This window comes from Pseudomonas lactucae, assembly GCF_036688725.1.
Classification (GTDB): Bacteria; Pseudomonadota; Gammaproteobacteria; order Pseudomonadales; family Pseudomonadaceae; genus Aquipseudomonas; species Aquipseudomonas lactucae.
The window spans coordinates 59605-75329 of sequence record NZ_JAQQPT010000022.1; the positions used below are offsets into that span (position 1 = coordinate 59605).

Below are 15725 nucleotides of genomic sequence, written 5' to 3' on the forward strand. Positions count from 1 at the left end.
CGCGCCCACTACAAGAAATTCACAAGATCGAGCGTAGAAGCCATGAACCAGCCGTATGCACCATTGCGCCTGCACGTCCCCGAACCCTCGGGACGACCAGGCTGCAAGACCGACTTTACCTACCTGCGCCTATCCGACGCCGGCCTGGTGCGCAAACCCGCCATCGACGTAGAACCCGCCGACACCGCCGACCTGGCCAAGGGCCTGATCCGTGTGCTCGACGATCAGGGCCAGGCCCTGGGCCCATGGGCCGAAGGGGTTCCGGTAGACATCCTGCGCAAGGGCATGCGCGCCATGCTCAAGACGCGCATCTTCGACAACCGCATGGTGGTCGCCCAGCGTCAGAAAAAAATGTCGTTCTACATGCAGAGCCTTGGCGAAGAAGCCATTGGCAGCGCCCAGGCCCTGGCCTTGAACATCGACGACATGTGCTTCCCCACCTACCGCCAGCAAAGCATCCTGATGGCCCGCGACGTGCCGCTGGTGGACCTGATCTGCCAGTTGCTGTCCAACGAACGCGACCCGCTCAAGGGCCGCCAGTTGCCGATCATGTATTCGGTGAAAGACGCGGGTTTCTTCACCATTTCCGGCAACCTCGCCACTCAATTCGTACAGGGTGTGGGCTGGGGCATGGCCTCGGCGATCAAGGGCGATACCAAGATCGCCTCGGCCTGGATCGGCGACGGCGCCACCGCCGAGTCCGACTTCCACACCGCCCTCACCTTCGCCCACGTGTACCGGGCGCCGGTGATTCTCAACGTGGTCAACAACCAATGGGCCATCTCCACCTTCCAGGCCATCGCCGGCGGTGAAGCCACCACGTTCGCCGGACGCGGCGTCGGTTGTGGCATCGCCTCTTTGCGCGTGGACGGCAACGACTTTATCGCGGTGTACGCGGCCTCCGCCTGGGCCGCCGAACGTGCGCGCCGCAACCTCGGCCCGACCCTCATCGAATGGGTCACCTACCGCGCCGGCCCGCATTCCACCTCCGATGATCCGTCCAAATACCGCCCCGCCGACGACTGGAGCCACTTCCCGTTGGGCGATCCGATTGCGCGCCTCAAACAGCACCTGATCAGGATTGGCCAGTGGTCCGAAGAGGAACACGCGGCAGTCACCGCCGAACTTGAAGCCGAAGTCATCGCGGCGCAAAAACAGGCCGAACAGTACGGCACCCTGGCCGGCGGCCAGATTCCAAGCGCCGCGACCATGTTCGAGGACGTCTACAAAGAGATGCCGGAGCACTTGAAGCGCCAGCGTCAAGAGCTGGGGGTTTGACATGAACGATCACAACAACAGTATCGAACTGGAAACCGCCATGACCACCACCACCATGACCATGATCCAGGCCCTGCGCTCGGCCATGGACGTGATGCTCGAACGCGACGACAACGTGGTGGTGTTCGGCCAGGACGTCGGCTATTTCGGCGGCGTGTTCCGCTGCACCGAAGGCTTGCAGACCAAGTACGGCAGCTCGCGGGTGTTCGACGCACCGATTTCCGAAAGCGGCATTATCGGCGTGGCCGTGGGCATGGGTGCCTATGGCCTGCGTCCGGTGGCCGAAATCCAGTTCGCCGACTACGTCTACCCCGCCACCGACCAGATCATCTCCGAAGCCGCGCGCCTGCGTTACCGCTCGGCCGGCCAGTTCACCGCGCCGCTGACCATGCGCATGCCCTGCGGCGGCGGCATCTACGGCGGCCAGACCCACAGCCAGAGTATCGAAGCGGTGTTCACCCAGGTCTGCGGCCTGCGCACGGTGATGCCATCCAACCCGTATGACGCCAAAGGCCTGTTGATCGCCTCCATCGAAAACGATGATCCGGTGATCTTCCTGGAGCCCAAGCGTCTGTACAACGGCCCGTTCGACGGCCATCACGACCGCCCGGTAACCCCGTGGTCGAAACACCCGCAAGCGCAAGTGCCGGACGGTTACTACACCGTGCCGCTGGACGTGGCCGCCATCGTGCGTCCGGGGTCGGCCGTGACGGTGCTGACCTACGGCACCACCGTGTATGTGTCGCAAGTCGCCGCCGAAGAAACCGGCATCGACGCCGAGGTCATTGACCTGCGCAGCCTGTGGCCGCTGGACCTGGAGACCATCGTCAAGTCGGTGAAGAAGACCGGCCGTTGCGTAGTGGTGCACGAAGCCACGCGTACCTGCGGTTTTGGCGCCGAGTTGGTGTCGCTGGTGCAGGAGCATTGCTTCCACCACCTGGAAGCGCCGATCGAACGCGTCACCGGCTGGGACACCCCCTACCCGCACGCGCAGGAGTGGGCGTATTTCCCAGGGCCGTCCCGAGTGGGCGCGGCGTTGAAACGGGTCATGGAGGTCTGAATGGGCACGCACGTTATCAAGATGCCGGACATCGGCGAAGGCATCGCGGAAGTTGAATTGTCGCAGTGGCATGTGAAGGTCGGCGACCTGGTCGTCGAAGACCAGGTGCTGGCGGATGTGATGACCGACAAGGCGATGGTGGACATTCCCTCGCCCGTGCACGGCAAGGTGATTTCCCTCGGTGGCGAGCCGGGCGAGGTCATGGCCGTGGGCAGTATTCTGATCAGCATTGAAGTGGAAGGCGCCGGTAACGCCAAGGACGCGCCGGTGGCGGCTGAGCCGCCGAAGGCCGCGCCTGTGGTTGAAGCCAGACCGGCACCGGTCGAACACAAACCCGCGCCGGTCGCGGTGAAAGCCCAGGCGCCGCAGGCCCGTGCAGCCGATGAACGTCCGCTGGCCTCGCCGGCGGTGCGCAAGCATGCGCTGGATGCGGGGATTCAACTGCGCCTGGTGCAAGGCAGCGGCCCGGCGGGCCGGATTCTGCATGAAGACCTTGAGGCCTATCTGCAACAAGGCTCATCCACGCCCTCCACAGCGGCCAACCCCTACGCCGAACGCAACGACGAAGAACAGATCCCGGTGATCGGCATGCGCCGCAAGATCGCCCAGCGCATGCAGGACGCCACCCGCCGCGCCGCGCATTTCAGCTATGTGGAAGAGATCGACGTCACCGCGCTGGACGAGCTGCGCGTACACCTCAATGAGAAACACGGCGCCACACGCGGCAAGCTGACGCTGCTGCCGTTTATCGTACGGGCCATGGTCGTGGCGTTGCGCGACTTCCCGCAGATCAACGCGCGTTACGACGACGAAGCCCAGGTCATCACCCGACTCGGCGCGGTGCATGTGGGCGTCGCCACCCAGAGCGACGTCGGCCTCATGGTGCCGGTGGTGCGTCACGCCGAGGCACGCAGCCTGTGGGGCAATGCCGAGGAAATCGCGCGTTTGGCCACGGCCGCGCGCAACGGCAAGGCCAGCCGCGATGAGCTGTCGGGCTCAACCATCACCCTGACCAGCCTGGGCGCCTTGGGCGGCATCGTCAGCACGCCGGTGCTGAACCTGCCGGAAGTGGCGATTGTCGGCGTCAACCGCATCGTTGAGCGGCCGATGGTGATCAAGGGCCAGATCGTGGTGCGCAAGATGATGAACCTCTCCAGTTCGTTCGATCACCGCGTGGTCGATGGCATGGACGCGGCGCAATTCATCCAGGCCATTCGCGGCCTGCTCGAACAACCCGCCAGCCTGTTCCTGGAGTAAGGGCATGACCCAGACATTGCAAACAACGTTGCTGATTATCGGTGGCGGCCCCGGCGGCTATGTGGCGGCGATCCGCGCCGGCCAGCTGGGCATCCCGACCGTCCTGGTGGAAGGCCAGGCGTTGGGCGGTACCTGCCTGAACATCGGCTGCATTCCGTCCAAGGCCTTGATCCACGTGGCCGAGCAATTCCAGCAGACCGTGCACCACAGCCAAGGCTCGCAACTGGGCATCGAAGTCGACGTGCCGACCCTGGACATCCGCAAAAGCGTGGAATGGAAGGACGGCATCGTCGACCGCCTGACCACCGGCGTCGCCGCGCTGCTCAAGAAGCACAAAGTGCAGGTGATCCACGGCTGGGCCAAGATAGTCGATGGCAAGACCGTCGACGTCGGCGACCAGCGCATCCAGTGCGAACACCTGCTGCTGGCGACCGGTTCGACCAGCGTCAACCTGCCAACGCTGCCGATTGGTGGGCCGATCATCTCGTCCACCGAAGCCTTGGCGCCGACGCGGGTGCCCAAGCGCCTGATCGTGGTGGGCGGCGGGTATATCGGCCTGGAACTGGGGATCGCTTATCGCAAACTGGGCGCCGAGGTCAGCGTGGTCGAGGCGCAGGATCGCATCCTGCCGGCCTACGACGCCGAGTTGACGCAGCCGGTCAGCGAATCCCTCAAACAACTGGGGGTCAAGCTGTACCTCAAGCACAGCGTCACCGGTTATGCCGACCACTGCCTGCAAGTGCGCGACCCGAATGGCGACACCTTGTCGCTGGAAACGGATCAAGTGCTGGTGGCCGTTGGTCGCAAACCCAACACCCAGGGCTGGAACCTCGAAGCGCTGAACCTGGACATGAACGGCGCGGCAATCAGGATCGACAGCCGTTGCCAGACCAGCATGCGCAATGTGTATGCCATCGGCGACCTGAGCGGCGAGCCGATGCTGGCGCACCGGGCCATGGCCCAGGGTGAAATGGTGGCCGAACTGATCAGCGGTCAACACCGCGAATTCAACCCCGCGGCGATCCCGGCAGTGTGCTTCACCGACCCGGAGCTGGTGGTGGTCGGCAAGACCCCGGACGAAGCCAAGGCCGCCGGACTGGACTGCATCGTGTCGAGCTTTCCGTTCGCCGCCAATGGCAGGGCCATGACCCTGGAGTCGAAAACCGGCTTCGTGCGGGTGGTGGCGCGACGCGACAACCATCTGATTGTGGGCTGGCAAGCGGTCGGCGCCGGCGTGTCCGAGCTGTCCACCGCCTTCGGACTGAGCCTGGAAATGGGTGCGCGCCTGGAAGATGTGGCCGGCACCATTCACGCTCACCCGACGTTGGGTGAAGCGGTGCAGGAAGCCGCACTCCGGGCGTTGGGCCACGCGCTTCATCTGTAGCTTTTGTGGCGAGGGCGCTACAGGGGATGCGAACGGGCCAGCGAATGAAGTATTGTTGCGCCCATTCAGAAAAAATCCGACTTGACCAGAGATAGAGGGTGTCATGGGTAACGAAAGCATCAATTGGGACAAGCTGGGTTTTGACTACATCAAGACCGACAAGCGGTTTCTCCAGACCTGGAAAAACGGCGAATGGCAAGCTGGCACCCTGACCGACGACAACGTGCTGCACATCAGCGAGGGCTCCACCGCCCTGCACTATGGCCAGCAGTGCTTTGAAGGCCTCAAGGCCTACCGCTGCAAGGACGGTTCGATCAACCTGTTCCGTCCGGACCAGAACGCCGCGCGCATGCAGCGCAGCTGTGCCCGCCTGCTGATGCCGCACGTGTCGACCGAAGACTTCATCGACGCCTGCAAACAAGTGGTCAAGGCCAACGAGCGCTTTATCCCGCCGTACGGCAGCGGCGGCGCGCTGTACCTGCGCCCGTTCGTGATCGGCACCGGTGACAATATCGGCGTGCGCACCGCGCCGGAATTCATCTTCTCGGTGTTCTGCATCCCGGTCGGCGCCTACTTCAAGGGCGGCCTGGTGCCCCACAACTTCCAGATCTCCACCTTCGACCGCGCCGCCCCACAAGGCACCGGCGCCGCCAAAGTAGGTGGCAACTACGCCGCCAGCCTGATGCCGGGCTCGGAGGCGAAGAAATCCGGTTTCGCCGACGCGATCTATCTGGACCCGATGACCCACTCGAAGATCGAAGAAGTCGGTTCGGCCAACTTCTTCGGGATCACCCACGACAATAAGTTCATCACGCCGAAGTCGCCTTCGGTGCTGCCAGGCATCACTCGCCTGTCACTGATCGAACTGGCCCAGACCCGCCTGGGCCTGGAAGTGGTCGAGGGCGAAGTGTTCATCGACAAGCTGGATCAATTCAAGGAAGCCGGCGCCTGCGGCACCGCAGCGGTGATCTCGCCGATCGGCGGTATCCAGTACAACGGCCAACTGCACGTGTTCCACAGTGAAACCGAAGTGGGCCCGGTCACCCAGAAGCTCTACAAAGAGCTGACCGGTGTGCAGACCGACGATGTTGAAGCGCCAGCCGGCTGGATCGTAAAAGTCTAACCCAGCAACACTGCAATACCCTGTGGGAGGGTCGCACCGCCCCTCCCACATTGGATTGCCTGCGTCTTCAAGACCGTTTGGGGATATTCTCCGCAATCTTCTTGCCCATACTGATCCTCGGCTCCACCCCATACCCCAGCGCCTCATAAAACCCCACCACCGCCTCATTGCCGCCGCTGATCTGCAGGTTGATCTTCATGCAGCCCAACGCCGTCAACGCCTGCTCCGCATAGCGCACCAGCGACGACCCCAGGCCATGACGCCGATAGTCGGCGTGCACCGCCACCGAATACAGCCAGCCACGATGCCCGTCGTACCCGGCGAGAATTGTGCCGATCACGGTTTTTTTATCGGTTGCAACAAAGAACAGCCCATCATCGACCGCCAACTTCTTATCGATCGCCAGGCTCGGCAGGTTATGGGCGGTGTCATAGCCAAACGCCTCCTGCCACAACGCGACCACCTGTGCGCGGTGTTGACGGTCGCGATACGGCCCGATGGGATGGCGCGACAGCAGCGTCTTTTCCATCACCAGCGTGCGCTCGTTGCCGTGGTAAACGTCACGCACCGTATGAAACCCCAGCTTGGCGTAGAACGGCTCGGCCGTCAGCGAGGACGGCACGCTCAGTACCGTCACCCCGGCTTCGCGGGCACGCAATTCGATTTCAATCATCAATAGCCGGCCGATGCCTTGCCCCTGCAGCGCCGGGTTGACGAACACCGAGCGCACCACGTTCGCATCGAGGGCGGCCGTGGCGACAATCAATTGATCCTGGATCGCTACCAGTACGACACGGCGCTTGAGCAGTTCCAGTACAGCGTCGGCGGTGAAGTTGCTCGCCACTCGGGCGATCACCTGCGCCGGGTAATCCCGCGCATTGCTGCTGTGCAGGGCCGCGAGGATGACTTGGCTGATTCCCTCGGCATCGGTGGGCTGAGCGAGACGAACGGCGGTAGACATGACTCCTCCAGGCTGACGGCACTTTTACAGTGGCCACTGTACCAATGTGGAAGGGGGCGGTGCGACGATTCGACTTGCCCCCTCCCACAGTTTGACCGCATTTCAATCCGGCAGCCGATTCGGCCGCCGAACCCACCGTTTCAGCTTTCCCGGCTGAGCCACTTCGCTTTTTCAGCCGGGATTCACCCCGTATAACGCCCAGAATAGCGGCACAAGATCCCCCATGGACCCGTGCCCCCATGCAAACCACCAATACCGTCCTGATGATTCGCCCGGCGCGCTTTGCCTTCAACCCGGACACCGCGATCAACAACCGTTTCCAGCGCCCGCCCCTGGACCCGCTCAGCGCGCAGCAGAAAGCGCTGGAAGAATTCGACGGTTACGTCGACACCCTGCGCCGGCACGGCGTGGAAGTACTGGTGGTGCAGGACACCCCGGCGCCCCACACCCCCGACTCGATCTTCCCCAACAACTGGTGGAGCAGTCACGCCGACGGCAGCCTGGTGCTGTACCCGATGGAAGGCCAGAACCGACGCCTGGAGCGCAACAAGGGTGTGCTGCAAGTGCTGGAGCAGCGTTTTATGGTCAAGAACACCATTGACCTGAGCCATCTGGAACAGCACGACATCTTTCTCGAAGGCACCGGCAGCATGGTCCTCGATCGCCAGCATCGCATCAGCTACGCCTGCCACTCCGGGCGCACCCACCACGACGCGCTGCGCCAATTCGCCGAACGCCTCGACTACCAGTTGTGCGTATTCCACGCGGTCGACCGCCATGACGCGCCGATCTACCACAGCAATGTGATGATGAGCGTCGGCCGCGATCTCTCGGTGGTGTGCCTGCAAGCGCTGCCGGACGAAGCTGAACGCCTGGCCCTGGAACGCTCCCTGCGCGACACCGGCAAGGACATCCTCGCCCTCGACTTCGACCAGTTGGAAGCCTTCGCCGGCAACATGCTCGAAGTGCACGACCGCGACGGCCAGCCGCTGCTGGTGATGTCCGCCAGCGCCTGGGGCGCATTGCAACCGACGCAGCGCCAGCATGTGGAGCGCCATACGCGACCGGTGGTGGTGAATATCGACAACATCGAACGCATCGGCGGCGGCAGTGCTCGCTGCATGCTGGCGGAAGTGCATTTACCCGCCCGCCCCTCATTTCAATAAGGAGTATTGCCATGACCCGCTATATCGACGTCAACGACCTCAGCTACCTGGTTTCGCAAAAAGGCCTGCAAACCTGCATCACCGAGATGGCCGAGTACATCCACGCCGACTACCTGCGCTGGCAGGATTTCGAAAAATGCGCACGCCTGGCCAACCACTCGCCGGATGGCGTGATCGAACTGATGCCGGTGTCCGACGCGTCGCTGTACGCCTTCAAGTACGTCAACGGTCATCCGAAGAACACCCTGGCTGGCATGCTCACCGTGATGGCCTTCGGCGCGCTGGGCGATGTCGACACCGGCAAGCCGGTTTTGCTGGCGGAAATGACCCTGACCACCGCCATTCGCACCGCCGCGACCTCGGCGCTGGTGGCACGCTACCTGGCCCGCGACAACAGCCGCAGCATGGCGTTGATCGGCAACGGCTCGCAGAGTGAATTCCAGGCCCTGGCCTTCCACGCCATGCTCGGCATCAATGAGATTCGCCTGTTCGATATCGACGCCAAGGCCACCGCCAAGCTGGCGGCCAACCTCAAGGCGTTCCCGGCGATCAAAGTGATCCTGGCCGCCAGCGTGGCCGAAGCGGTCAAAGGCGCGGACATCGTCACCACTGTCACCGCCGACAAGGCCTACGCCACCATCCTCACCGACGACATGATCGAACCCGGTATGCACCTCAACGCCGTCGGCGGCGACTGCCCGGGCAAGACCGAGCTGGACCGCCGCATCGTCGAACGCGCCCGTGTGATCGTGGAGTACGAACCGCAAAGCCGCATCGAAGGTGAAATCCAGCATATGCCGGAAGACTCGCCGGTAACCGAACTCTGGCAGGTGATCAATGGCCAGCAACCCGGCCGCGAAAACGCGCGCCAGGTCACGCTGTTCGACTCGGTGGGCTTTGCCATCGAAGACTACTCGGCCCTGCGCTACGTGCTGGACGTGGCCGAGGCCCTGGATGTAGGCAGCGAGCTGGAACTGGTGCCTGAACTCGCCGACCCCAAGGACCTGTTCGCACGCCTGGCCCACCAGCCGGGCGCACAGCACAAAAAGCGCGCCTGAGACCGCTCTGGCCTGCCGCTTTGCGCCCAGGCCAGGGCAGATTTCGATGCGTAAAAAGCCGATTTAGCGCGTGCGGCAGCCGATTCCGCTGCATTGCGCTTTTTAACAGCGCAATTAGCACTTTGCGCACCGGGTAAACGACACAAAAAACGCACCATCATAAAGCATTCTGAGCCCGGCCAAAGCGTCACCCACTGAATGCATGCCGCACCCTTTTTTACTGCCCTGACATCAATTACAAAATATAGGGACTACACCATGACTCCATTGCGATCACTCTTCGCTGCGTTGCTGTTGCCACTGTGCGCCACCGCCGCCCACGCCCAGGAATGGAAAGAAATCCGCTTCGGCGTGTTCCCCGAATACCCTCCCTTCGAATCCGTCGCCGCCGACGGCAGCCTGCAAGGTTTCGATATCGAATTGGGCAATGCGATCTGCGCCAAGCTCGAAGTGAAATGCACCTGGGTGCACAACGAATTCGACGGCATGATCCCGGCCCTGCGCGCACGCAAGTTCGACGCCATCATGTCGTCCATGGCCGTGACCCCGGCCCGCGAAAAACAGATCGACTTCACCGACCGCCTGTTCCTCAGCCCGACGTCCGTGATCACCCGCAAAGGCACCGACTTCGGCGACACCCCGGAATCTCTCAAGGGCAAGCAGGTCGGCGTACTGCAAGGCTCCCTGCAGGAAGCCTATGCCCGTGCGCATCTGGCCAAGCTCGGTGCCCAAGTCAAGGCGTACCAGTCCCAGGACCAGAACTACGCCGACCTGCAGAACGGTCGCCTCGATGCCACCCTGACCGACAAGCTCGAAGCCCAGCTCAACTTCCTGTCCAAGCCTGAAGGCGCCGACTTCAAGACCGGCCCGGCCTTCAAGGACCCGACCCTGCCGCTGGACATCGCCATGGGCCTGCGCAAGAACGACCAGGAACTGCGCGATCTGATCAACAAGGGCATCGCCGCCGTACAGGCCGATGGCACTTATGCGCAGATCCAGAAGAAGTACTTCGGCGACCAGGACATCTACCACGAGTAAGTCCTCACAATTCCCTGTGTGAGGTGGCTTATGAGGGAGGGGGCAAGTCGAATCGTCGCACCGCCCTCCCACACAAGCCTGCTCCGACACGGACTGTCCGCGCCTTCCTTTTAGAGATATCCCCGATGAACGACCTCCTCAACCTGCACGGCTACGGCCCGATGCTGGCGCAGGGTGCCTGGATGACGCTCAAGCTGGCGTTCCTCGCACTGGCCCTGAGCCTCACCCTGGGCCTGATCGCCGCCGGCGCCAAGCTATCCGCCGCCAGATGGCTACGGGTACCGGCCACGCTGTACACCACGCTGATCCGCAGCGTGCCGGACCTGGTGCTGATCCTACTGATTTTCTACAGCCTGCAACTGTGGCTGAACGACCTGACCGAAACCTTCGGCTGGGACTATTTTGAGATCGACCCGTTTACCGCCGGGGTGATCACCCTGGGCTTTATCTACGGCGCGTATTTCACCGAGAACTTCCGTGGCGCGATTCTCAGCGTGCCGGTCGGCCAACTGGAGGCCGCCACCGCCTATGGCCTGAGTCGCTGGCAGCGTTTTCGCCTGGTGTTGTTCCCGCAGTTGATGCGCTTTGCGCTGCCGGGCCTGGGAAATAACTGGCTGGTGCTGCTCAAGTCCACGGCGCTGGTGTCGATCATCGGCCTGTCGGACCTGGTCAAGGCCGCGCAAAACGCCGGCAAGACCACCAGCGAGCCGCTGTACTTCCTGATCCTTGCAGGCCTCGTGTACCTGGTGATCACCACCCTTTCCAACCGCATCTTCAAGCGCCTCGAACGGCGCTACAACCTCGGCATCAAGGGGATGGCGCGATGATCGAACTGTTCCAGCAATACGGCCTGGCCTACCTGTTCAGCGACGGCGCGGGGTTGTCCGGCGTGGCCATGACCCTATGGCTGTTCATTATCTCGGTGGTGCTCGGCTTCTTTCTGTCGATCCCTTTGGCGCTGGCCCGGGTCTCGGCGCATTTCTGGCTGCGCTGGCCGGTCGAGATGTATACCTACCTGTTCCGTGGCACGCCGTTGTATATCCAATTGCTGATTTGCTACACCGGGCTGTACAGCCTGGAAGTGGTGCAGGACAACGCCCTGCTCAACCAGTTTTTCCGCAATGCATTGAACTGCACCCTGCTGGCCTTTGTGCTCAACACCTGTGCCTATACCGTGGAAATCTTCGCCGGGGCGATCCGCAATATTCCCCATGGCGAGATCGAAGCCGCGCGCGCCTATGGCCTGCACGGCTGGCGGTTGAACCTGTTTGTGGTGGTGCCGGCGGCCTTGCGTCGCGCATTGCCGGCCTACAGCAACGAAATGATCCTGATGCTGCACGCCACCTCCCTGGCGTTCACCGCCACGGTCGCCGACATCCTCAAAGTGGCCCGCGACGCCAATGCCGAAACCTTCCTGACCTTCCAGGCCTTCGGTATCGCGGCCCTGCTGTACATGCTGCTGTCCTTTGCACTGGTGGGCCTGTTTCGACTGGCCGAACGTCGCTGGATGCGCTTTCTCGTTCCTACCCGAGGCTAACCCATGAATCAGTCCGCGCAGGCCCTGGCCGCTTATCCTGTCGATACTCCCGTTGCCAACAGCGCAACCGCTGCCGTCAAGCTTCAAGTCGAAGGCATCCATAAACGCTACGGCGAACATGAAGTGCTCAAGGGCGTGTCCCTCAACGCCCGCCACGGCGATGTGATCAGCCTGATCGGCGCCAGCGGCTCGGGCAAAAGCACGATGCTGCGTTGCATCAACTTTCTGGAACAGCCTGACGCCGGGGTGATCACCCTGGACGGCATCAGCATCGAAATGCAGCAAGGCCGCGCCGGCACCCGCGCGCCGGACCAGGCGCAATTGCAGAACCTGCGCACACGCCTGGCGATGGTGTTCCAGCACTTCAACCTGTGGAGCCACATGACTGTACTGGAAAACATCACCATGGCCCCGCGCCGGGTGCTGAACGTGAGCGCCGCCGAAGCAGAGAAACGCGCGCGGCTGTACCTGGACAAGGTCGGCCTGCCGAGCCGCGTGGCGGACCAATACCCGGCATTCCTGTCCGGCGGCCAGCAACAGCGCGTGGCCATCGCCCGCGCCCTGGCGATGGAGCCGGAAATCATTCTGTTCGATGAGCCGACCTCAGCGCTGGACCCGGAACTTGTAGGAGAAGTCCTCAAAGTCATACAGACGTTGGCCGAGGAAGGTCGTACCATGCTGATGGTCACCCACGAGATGGGCTTTGCCCGCCAGGTGTCCAGCCAAGTGCTGTTCCTGCATCAGGGCCGTGTCGAAGAACAAGGTGGCGCCGCAATCCTCGACCACCCCAACAGCGAGCGCTTGCAGCAATTTCTTTCCAACCGTTTGAAGTGAAACCCATGGATACCAAGGCCAACGGACCCCATACCTCCCCCGCGCTGGACCGCATCGATGAGGCGATCATCGAAGTGCTGCGGCATCAGGGTCGGATCACCTACGAAAAACTCTCGTCGCTGGTGCACCTCACGCCACGCCCCTGCCTGGAGCGGGTGCGCAAGCTGGAGCGACGTGGGGTGATCCGTGGGTACGGGGCCATCATCGATGTGCAGATGGTTTCGCCAGGGCTGTCGCTGCTGGTACTGGTGGCCTTGTCCAACCAAAGCGGGCGCTCGGCGCAGAGGGCGTTCGAAGCCTGCGTGAAAGCCTGCCCCCAGGTGTTCGAATGCCAGCTGATCAGCGGGCCGTTTGACTACAGCCTGAGGATGCGCTGTCGGGACATGGAGCATTACCGGGTGCTGACCGAGACCTGGCTGAACAATGATGAGCTGCATATCGACAAGCTGGTGGCGCATCCGGAGCTTGCGGTGGTCAAGAACACCGCCACTGAACTGACCTGATGGCCTTTCCCAAAACACTGGAAATTTAAAAACCGAGTACATATCCATTTCTGCGGTAACGGCTTCTTATGGTTCCGCTCTTACAGCGGCTCACTTTTGGAAAGACCCAAAAGTAAGCAAAAGGTCTTCGCCCCAACACTCGGCACCTCGCTTAGGCTCGGTGTGCCCGCAATTCGACATTGATTTGGGGGGCCGCCGCCACGCGCCATCCATGGCGCGGGGCGGCTAAACCGGCATCCCTGCCGGTTTACCCCCCAAATCAATATCGAATTGCGGCCAGCGTGTTTGACGGGGCGCCTGACATCAAGATCAAAAGCCAGAGCAACAGCAACAGCCAAAGAGCAAGCAGTTGTGTCGATACCTCTGGCCATCCGGGGCAAACCGAATCGTCGCACCGTCCCTCCCACTTTTCTAACCGTGCCCACTTGAAATACGTTTGCCGGGTTTAGTGCCAATCAGCTTCGCCTGTCCATCCTTCTGCTTGCCCGTGCGGGCCTCGCTGATCAACCCCGGGATCAACTTACCCTCCGGCAGATTCTTCCAGAACCGGCTCGGCAGGTGCCCCTCCATTACCTTGGGATTGAGCCGCGCCGGGTTGAAAATATGGCTGTAGTAGGTCAACCACATGGCGCTGTGCGGGTCTTCGACACTCTGCGCCAACTGGCGCCAGGCCTCAGGGCATTGGCGCTGATGAATCAATTGCTCACCGTCGTGATACACCCCGTCCAGTGGCGTGGCGATCATCCAGCGATGACGCCCCATGCGCCCGACAAAATGCTGGCTGGCGGACTTCAGGATGTCATGGGCCGGCTCATGCCAGGCCACATACTCCGGCAACTCAGGCCCCGCCTCGGGCGGCAGCGCAATAAACCGCACAAACGCATGCAAATGATGGGCTTCACGGCTCACCTGCTTGATACGCCGCTGCAACTCGCTGCCCAGTTTGTCGCCCGCCAGCATGGCCGTGCGGTCGCCATGGCTGACCCGCCACAGCACTTCATACAACAGGCTCCAGCGCTGGTCACCGTGATAACAGGCGGCCGACTCCAGCAGTTCCAATAGCGCCTTGGGAATACGTGCCTGGAACGGCCCAAGCCCGGTGGGTATCGGTTCGTCGGTGGCAAACAGGTCCGCCACTTCGGCCTCGCCCCAACTGACCTGGCTGGGGTCGACCTGATGGCTGAGCAGCCAGCGCGCCTGTTCGCGCCAGGTGCTGAACAGGTTGTCGCATTCCAGGCTGATCATCCCCACAACCCCATCTGCTGCGGCTGCGGACGGTCGCGCAGTTGCTCGCGCAACAGCACGCTGGTGCTTTCAGCCTGTTGCGGATGGTAGTCGCTGGTGATGAAAAACGGCTTGGCCTTGGCCAGCACGCAACGCATGCGCGCCAGGTCTTCGAAGCGGATCTTGCGCTCGCGGCGCAGGTCCACCAGACGCTGGGTGGTGCGCAGGCCGATACCGGGGATTCGCGCGATCAGGGTGGGTTCGGCGCGGTTCAGGTCCAGCGGGAACACCTCGCGATGCTCCAAGGCCCAGGCCAGCTTGGGGTCGATATCCAGCGCCAGGTGGCCAGGGCCTTCGAACAGTTCATTGGCGCTGAAGCCGTAGCTGCGCAACAGGAAATCCGCCTGGTACAGACGATGCTCGCGCATCAGCGGCGGCGCGGCCAACGGCACGCTTTTCGGGCTATTGGGGATAGGACTGAACGCCGAGTAGTACACGCGACGCAGCTTGAAGTTGCCGTACAGCGCCTCGGCACCATGGAGGATGGTGCTGTCGTCGGTGTCGTCGGCGCCGACGATCATCTGCGTGCTCTGCCCGGCCGGGGCAAACCGCGGGGCGCGGGGCTCGTTGAGCACGGTCTGCTCGCCGGTGTAGATGGTCTGCATGGCCTGCTTGATCGAACCGATCTGCTTCTCGGGCGCCAGGGTCTGCAGGCTGGCGTCGGTGGGCAACTCGATATTCACGCTGAGGCGATCGGCATAACGCCCGGCCTCGGCAATCAGTGCCGGGTCCGCTTCGGGAATGGTCTTGAGGTGGATATAGCCGCGAAAGTCATGTTCTTCGCGCAGCAGCCGGGCCACCCGCACCAGTTGTTCCATGGTGTAGTCGGCCGAGCGGATGATGCCCGAGCTGAGAAACAGCCCGCTGACGCAATTGCGCCGGTAGAAATCCAGGGTCAGGGTGACCACCTCTTCCGGGCTGAAACGCGCACGGGGCACGTCGCTGGAGCGGCGGTTGACGCAGTATTGGCAATCGTAGAGACAGAAGTTGGTGAGCAGCACCTTGAGCAGCGATACGCAGCGGCCGTCGGGCGTGTAGCTGTGGCAGATGCCCATGCCGTCGGTGGACCCCAGCCCCGCCTTGCCCTCGGAACTGCGCTTGGGCGCGCCGCTGCTGGCACAGGACGCGTCGTACTTGGCGGCGTCGGCGAGGATGCTGAGTTTTTCGATCAACTGCATTAAGGGCTACCGATACTGGTTTTTTGTACAGTATCAGGCAGCCCTGTGGGTCACAAGTGCAGTC

Annotated in this window: 15 protein-coding genes; 12 read left to right on the forward strand and 3 right to left on the reverse strand. The window is 62.5% G+C overall.

The window, feature by feature from the left end:
• Positions 1-42: 42 nt before the first annotated feature.
• The 5 genes from V6M90_RS23540 to V6M90_RS23560 all read left to right on the forward strand — a co-directional run bounded on the left by V6M90_RS23540 (position 43) and on the right by V6M90_RS23560 (position 6102).
• The gene (locus V6M90_RS23540; RefSeq protein WP_003174878.1) at positions 43-1278 is read left to right on the forward strand and encodes a 3-methyl-2-oxobutanoate dehydrogenase (2-methylpropanoyl-transferring) subunit alpha; all 1236 of its coding nucleotides are present in this window, start codon (positions 43-45) and stop codon (positions 1276-1278) included.
• A gap of 1 nt (position 1279) precedes the next feature.
• Positions 1280-2338 carry an alpha-ketoacid dehydrogenase subunit beta gene (locus V6M90_RS23545; protein ID WP_065903963.1) on the forward strand — a complete coding sequence of 353 codons (1059 nt, stop codon included), beginning with the start codon at positions 1280-1282 and terminating at the stop codon, positions 2336-2338.
• Complete coding sequence (locus tag V6M90_RS23550; RefSeq protein ID WP_305427453.1) at positions 2339-3595, forward strand: dihydrolipoamide acetyltransferase family protein; 1257 nt, start codon at positions 2339-2341, stop codon at positions 3593-3595. It begins immediately after the preceding gene.
• Between the two features lie 4 nt (positions 3596-3599).
• Positions 3600-4979, forward strand: a complete 1380-nt coding sequence (gene lpdA / locus V6M90_RS23555) for a dihydrolipoyl dehydrogenase (protein WP_332847213.1) — start codon at positions 3600-3602, stop codon at positions 4977-4979.
• Positions 4980-5082: 103 nt separating this feature from the next.
• On the forward strand, positions 5083-6102 hold the full coding sequence (locus V6M90_RS23560; RefSeq protein WP_332847214.1) for a branched-chain amino acid aminotransferase: 1020 nt from the start codon (positions 5083-5085) through the stop codon (positions 6100-6102).
• 67 nt (positions 6103-6169) lie between these two features.
• Here V6M90_RS23560 and V6M90_RS23565 read toward each other — a convergent pair whose 3' ends face one another.
• Complete coding sequence (locus V6M90_RS23565; protein ID WP_003174883.1) at positions 6170-7063, reverse strand: GNAT family acetyltransferase; 894 nt, start codon at positions 7061-7063, stop codon at positions 6170-6172.
• 239 nt (positions 7064-7302) lie between these two features.
• Here V6M90_RS23565 and ctlX point away from each other — a divergent pair, with 239 nt between their 5' ends.
• The 7 genes from ctlX (at position 7303) to V6M90_RS23600 (ending at position 13199) form a co-directional block, all read left to right on the forward strand.
• Positions 7303-8229: a citrulline utilization hydrolase CtlX gene (gene ctlX, locus V6M90_RS23570; RefSeq protein ID WP_141063143.1), complete on the forward strand. Its 927-nt coding sequence runs from the start codon at positions 7303-7305 to the stop codon at positions 8227-8229.
• Between the two features lie 11 nt (positions 8230-8240).
• Positions 8241-9287, forward strand: a complete 1047-nt coding sequence (locus V6M90_RS23575; protein WP_332847215.1) for an ornithine cyclodeaminase — start codon at positions 8241-8243, stop codon at positions 9285-9287.
• A 258-nt stretch (positions 9288-9545) separates the two neighbouring features.
• On the forward strand, positions 9546-10325 hold the full coding sequence (locus V6M90_RS23580; protein WP_332847216.1) for an ABC transporter substrate-binding protein: 780 nt from the start codon (positions 9546-9548) through the stop codon (positions 10323-10325).
• Positions 10326-10450: 125 nt separating this feature from the next.
• Positions 10451-11152, forward strand: coding sequence for an ABC transporter permease (locus V6M90_RS23585; RefSeq protein ID WP_003174887.1), 702 nt, complete (start codon positions 10451-10453; stop codon positions 11150-11152).
• The gene (locus V6M90_RS23590) at positions 11149-11862 is read left to right on the forward strand and encodes an ABC transporter permease (RefSeq protein WP_305427457.1); all 714 of its coding nucleotides are present in this window, start codon (positions 11149-11151) and stop codon (positions 11860-11862) included. The genes V6M90_RS23585 and V6M90_RS23590 overlap by 4 nt, the downstream gene beginning before the upstream one ends.
• Before the next feature lie 3 nt (positions 11863-11865).
• Positions 11866-12696: an ABC transporter ATP-binding protein gene (locus tag V6M90_RS23595; RefSeq protein ID WP_181408574.1), complete on the forward strand. Its 831-nt coding sequence runs from the start codon at positions 11866-11868 to the stop codon at positions 12694-12696.
• A gap of 5 nt (positions 12697-12701) precedes the next feature.
• Positions 12702-13199: an Lrp/AsnC family transcriptional regulator gene (locus V6M90_RS23600; protein ID WP_017527026.1), complete on the forward strand. Its 498-nt coding sequence runs from the start codon at positions 12702-12704 to the stop codon at positions 13197-13199.
• Positions 13200-13610: 411 nt separating this feature from the next.
• On the opposite strand, the gene V6M90_RS23605 is transcribed toward V6M90_RS23600, so the two are convergent.
• On the reverse strand, positions 13611-14444 hold the full coding sequence (locus tag V6M90_RS23605; RefSeq protein ID WP_305427458.1) for a TIGR03915 family putative DNA repair protein: 834 nt from the start codon (positions 14442-14444) through the stop codon (positions 13611-13613).
• On the reverse strand, positions 14441-15661 hold the full coding sequence (locus V6M90_RS23610) for a putative DNA modification/repair radical SAM protein (protein WP_003174892.1): 1221 nt from the start codon (positions 15659-15661) through the stop codon (positions 14441-14443). The genes V6M90_RS23605 and V6M90_RS23610 overlap by 4 nt, the downstream gene beginning before the upstream one ends.
• Positions 15662-15725 lie beyond the last annotated feature (64 nt).

What these genes read in the sequence shown, in the direction of transcription:
- V6M90_RS23575 (WP_332847215.1), top strand. Translation starts at nt 8,241, where the DNA reads ATGACCCGCTATATCGACGTCAACGACCTCAGCTACCTGGTTTCGCAA.
- V6M90_RS23540 (WP_003174878.1), top strand. Translation starts at nt 43, where the DNA reads ATGAACCAGCCGTATGCACCATTGCGCCTGCACGTCCCCGAACCCTCG.
- V6M90_RS23550 (WP_305427453.1), top strand. Translation starts at nt 2,339, where the DNA reads ATGGGCACGCACGTTATCAAGATGCCGGACATCGGCGAAGGCATCGCG.
- V6M90_RS23545 (WP_065903963.1), top strand. Translation starts at nt 1,280, where the DNA reads ATGAACGATCACAACAACAGTATCGAACTGGAAACCGCCATGACCACC.
- V6M90_RS23590 (WP_305427457.1), top strand. Translation starts at nt 11,149, where the DNA reads ATGATCGAACTGTTCCAGCAATACGGCCTGGCCTACCTGTTCAGCGAC.
- lpdA (WP_332847213.1), top strand. Translation starts at nt 3,600, where the DNA reads ATGACCCAGACATTGCAAACAACGTTGCTGATTATCGGTGGCGGCCCC.
- V6M90_RS23580 (WP_332847216.1), top strand. Translation starts at nt 9,546, where the DNA reads ATGACTCCATTGCGATCACTCTTCGCTGCGTTGCTGTTGCCACTGTGC.
- V6M90_RS23565 (WP_003174883.1), bottom strand. Translation starts at nt 7,063, where the DNA reads ATGTCTACCGCCGTTCGTCTCGCTCAGCCCACCGATGCCGAGGGAATC.
- V6M90_RS23560 (WP_332847214.1), top strand. Translation starts at nt 5,083, where the DNA reads ATGGGTAACGAAAGCATCAATTGGGACAAGCTGGGTTTTGACTACATC.
- V6M90_RS23610 (WP_003174892.1), bottom strand. Translation starts at nt 15,661, where the DNA reads ATGCAGTTGATCGAAAAACTCAGCATCCTCGCCGACGCCGCCAAGTAC.
- V6M90_RS23595 (WP_181408574.1), top strand. Translation starts at nt 11,866, where the DNA reads ATGAATCAGTCCGCGCAGGCCCTGGCCGCTTATCCTGTCGATACTCCC.
- V6M90_RS23585 (WP_003174887.1), top strand. Translation starts at nt 10,451, where the DNA reads ATGAACGACCTCCTCAACCTGCACGGCTACGGCCCGATGCTGGCGCAG.
- ctlX (WP_141063143.1), top strand. Translation starts at nt 7,303, where the DNA reads ATGCAAACCACCAATACCGTCCTGATGATTCGCCCGGCGCGCTTTGCC.
- V6M90_RS23600 (WP_017527026.1), top strand. Translation starts at nt 12,702, where the DNA reads ATGGATACCAAGGCCAACGGACCCCATACCTCCCCCGCGCTGGACCGC.
- V6M90_RS23605 (WP_305427458.1), bottom strand. Translation starts at nt 14,444, where the DNA reads ATGATCAGCCTGGAATGCGACAACCTGTTCAGCACCTGGCGCGAACAG.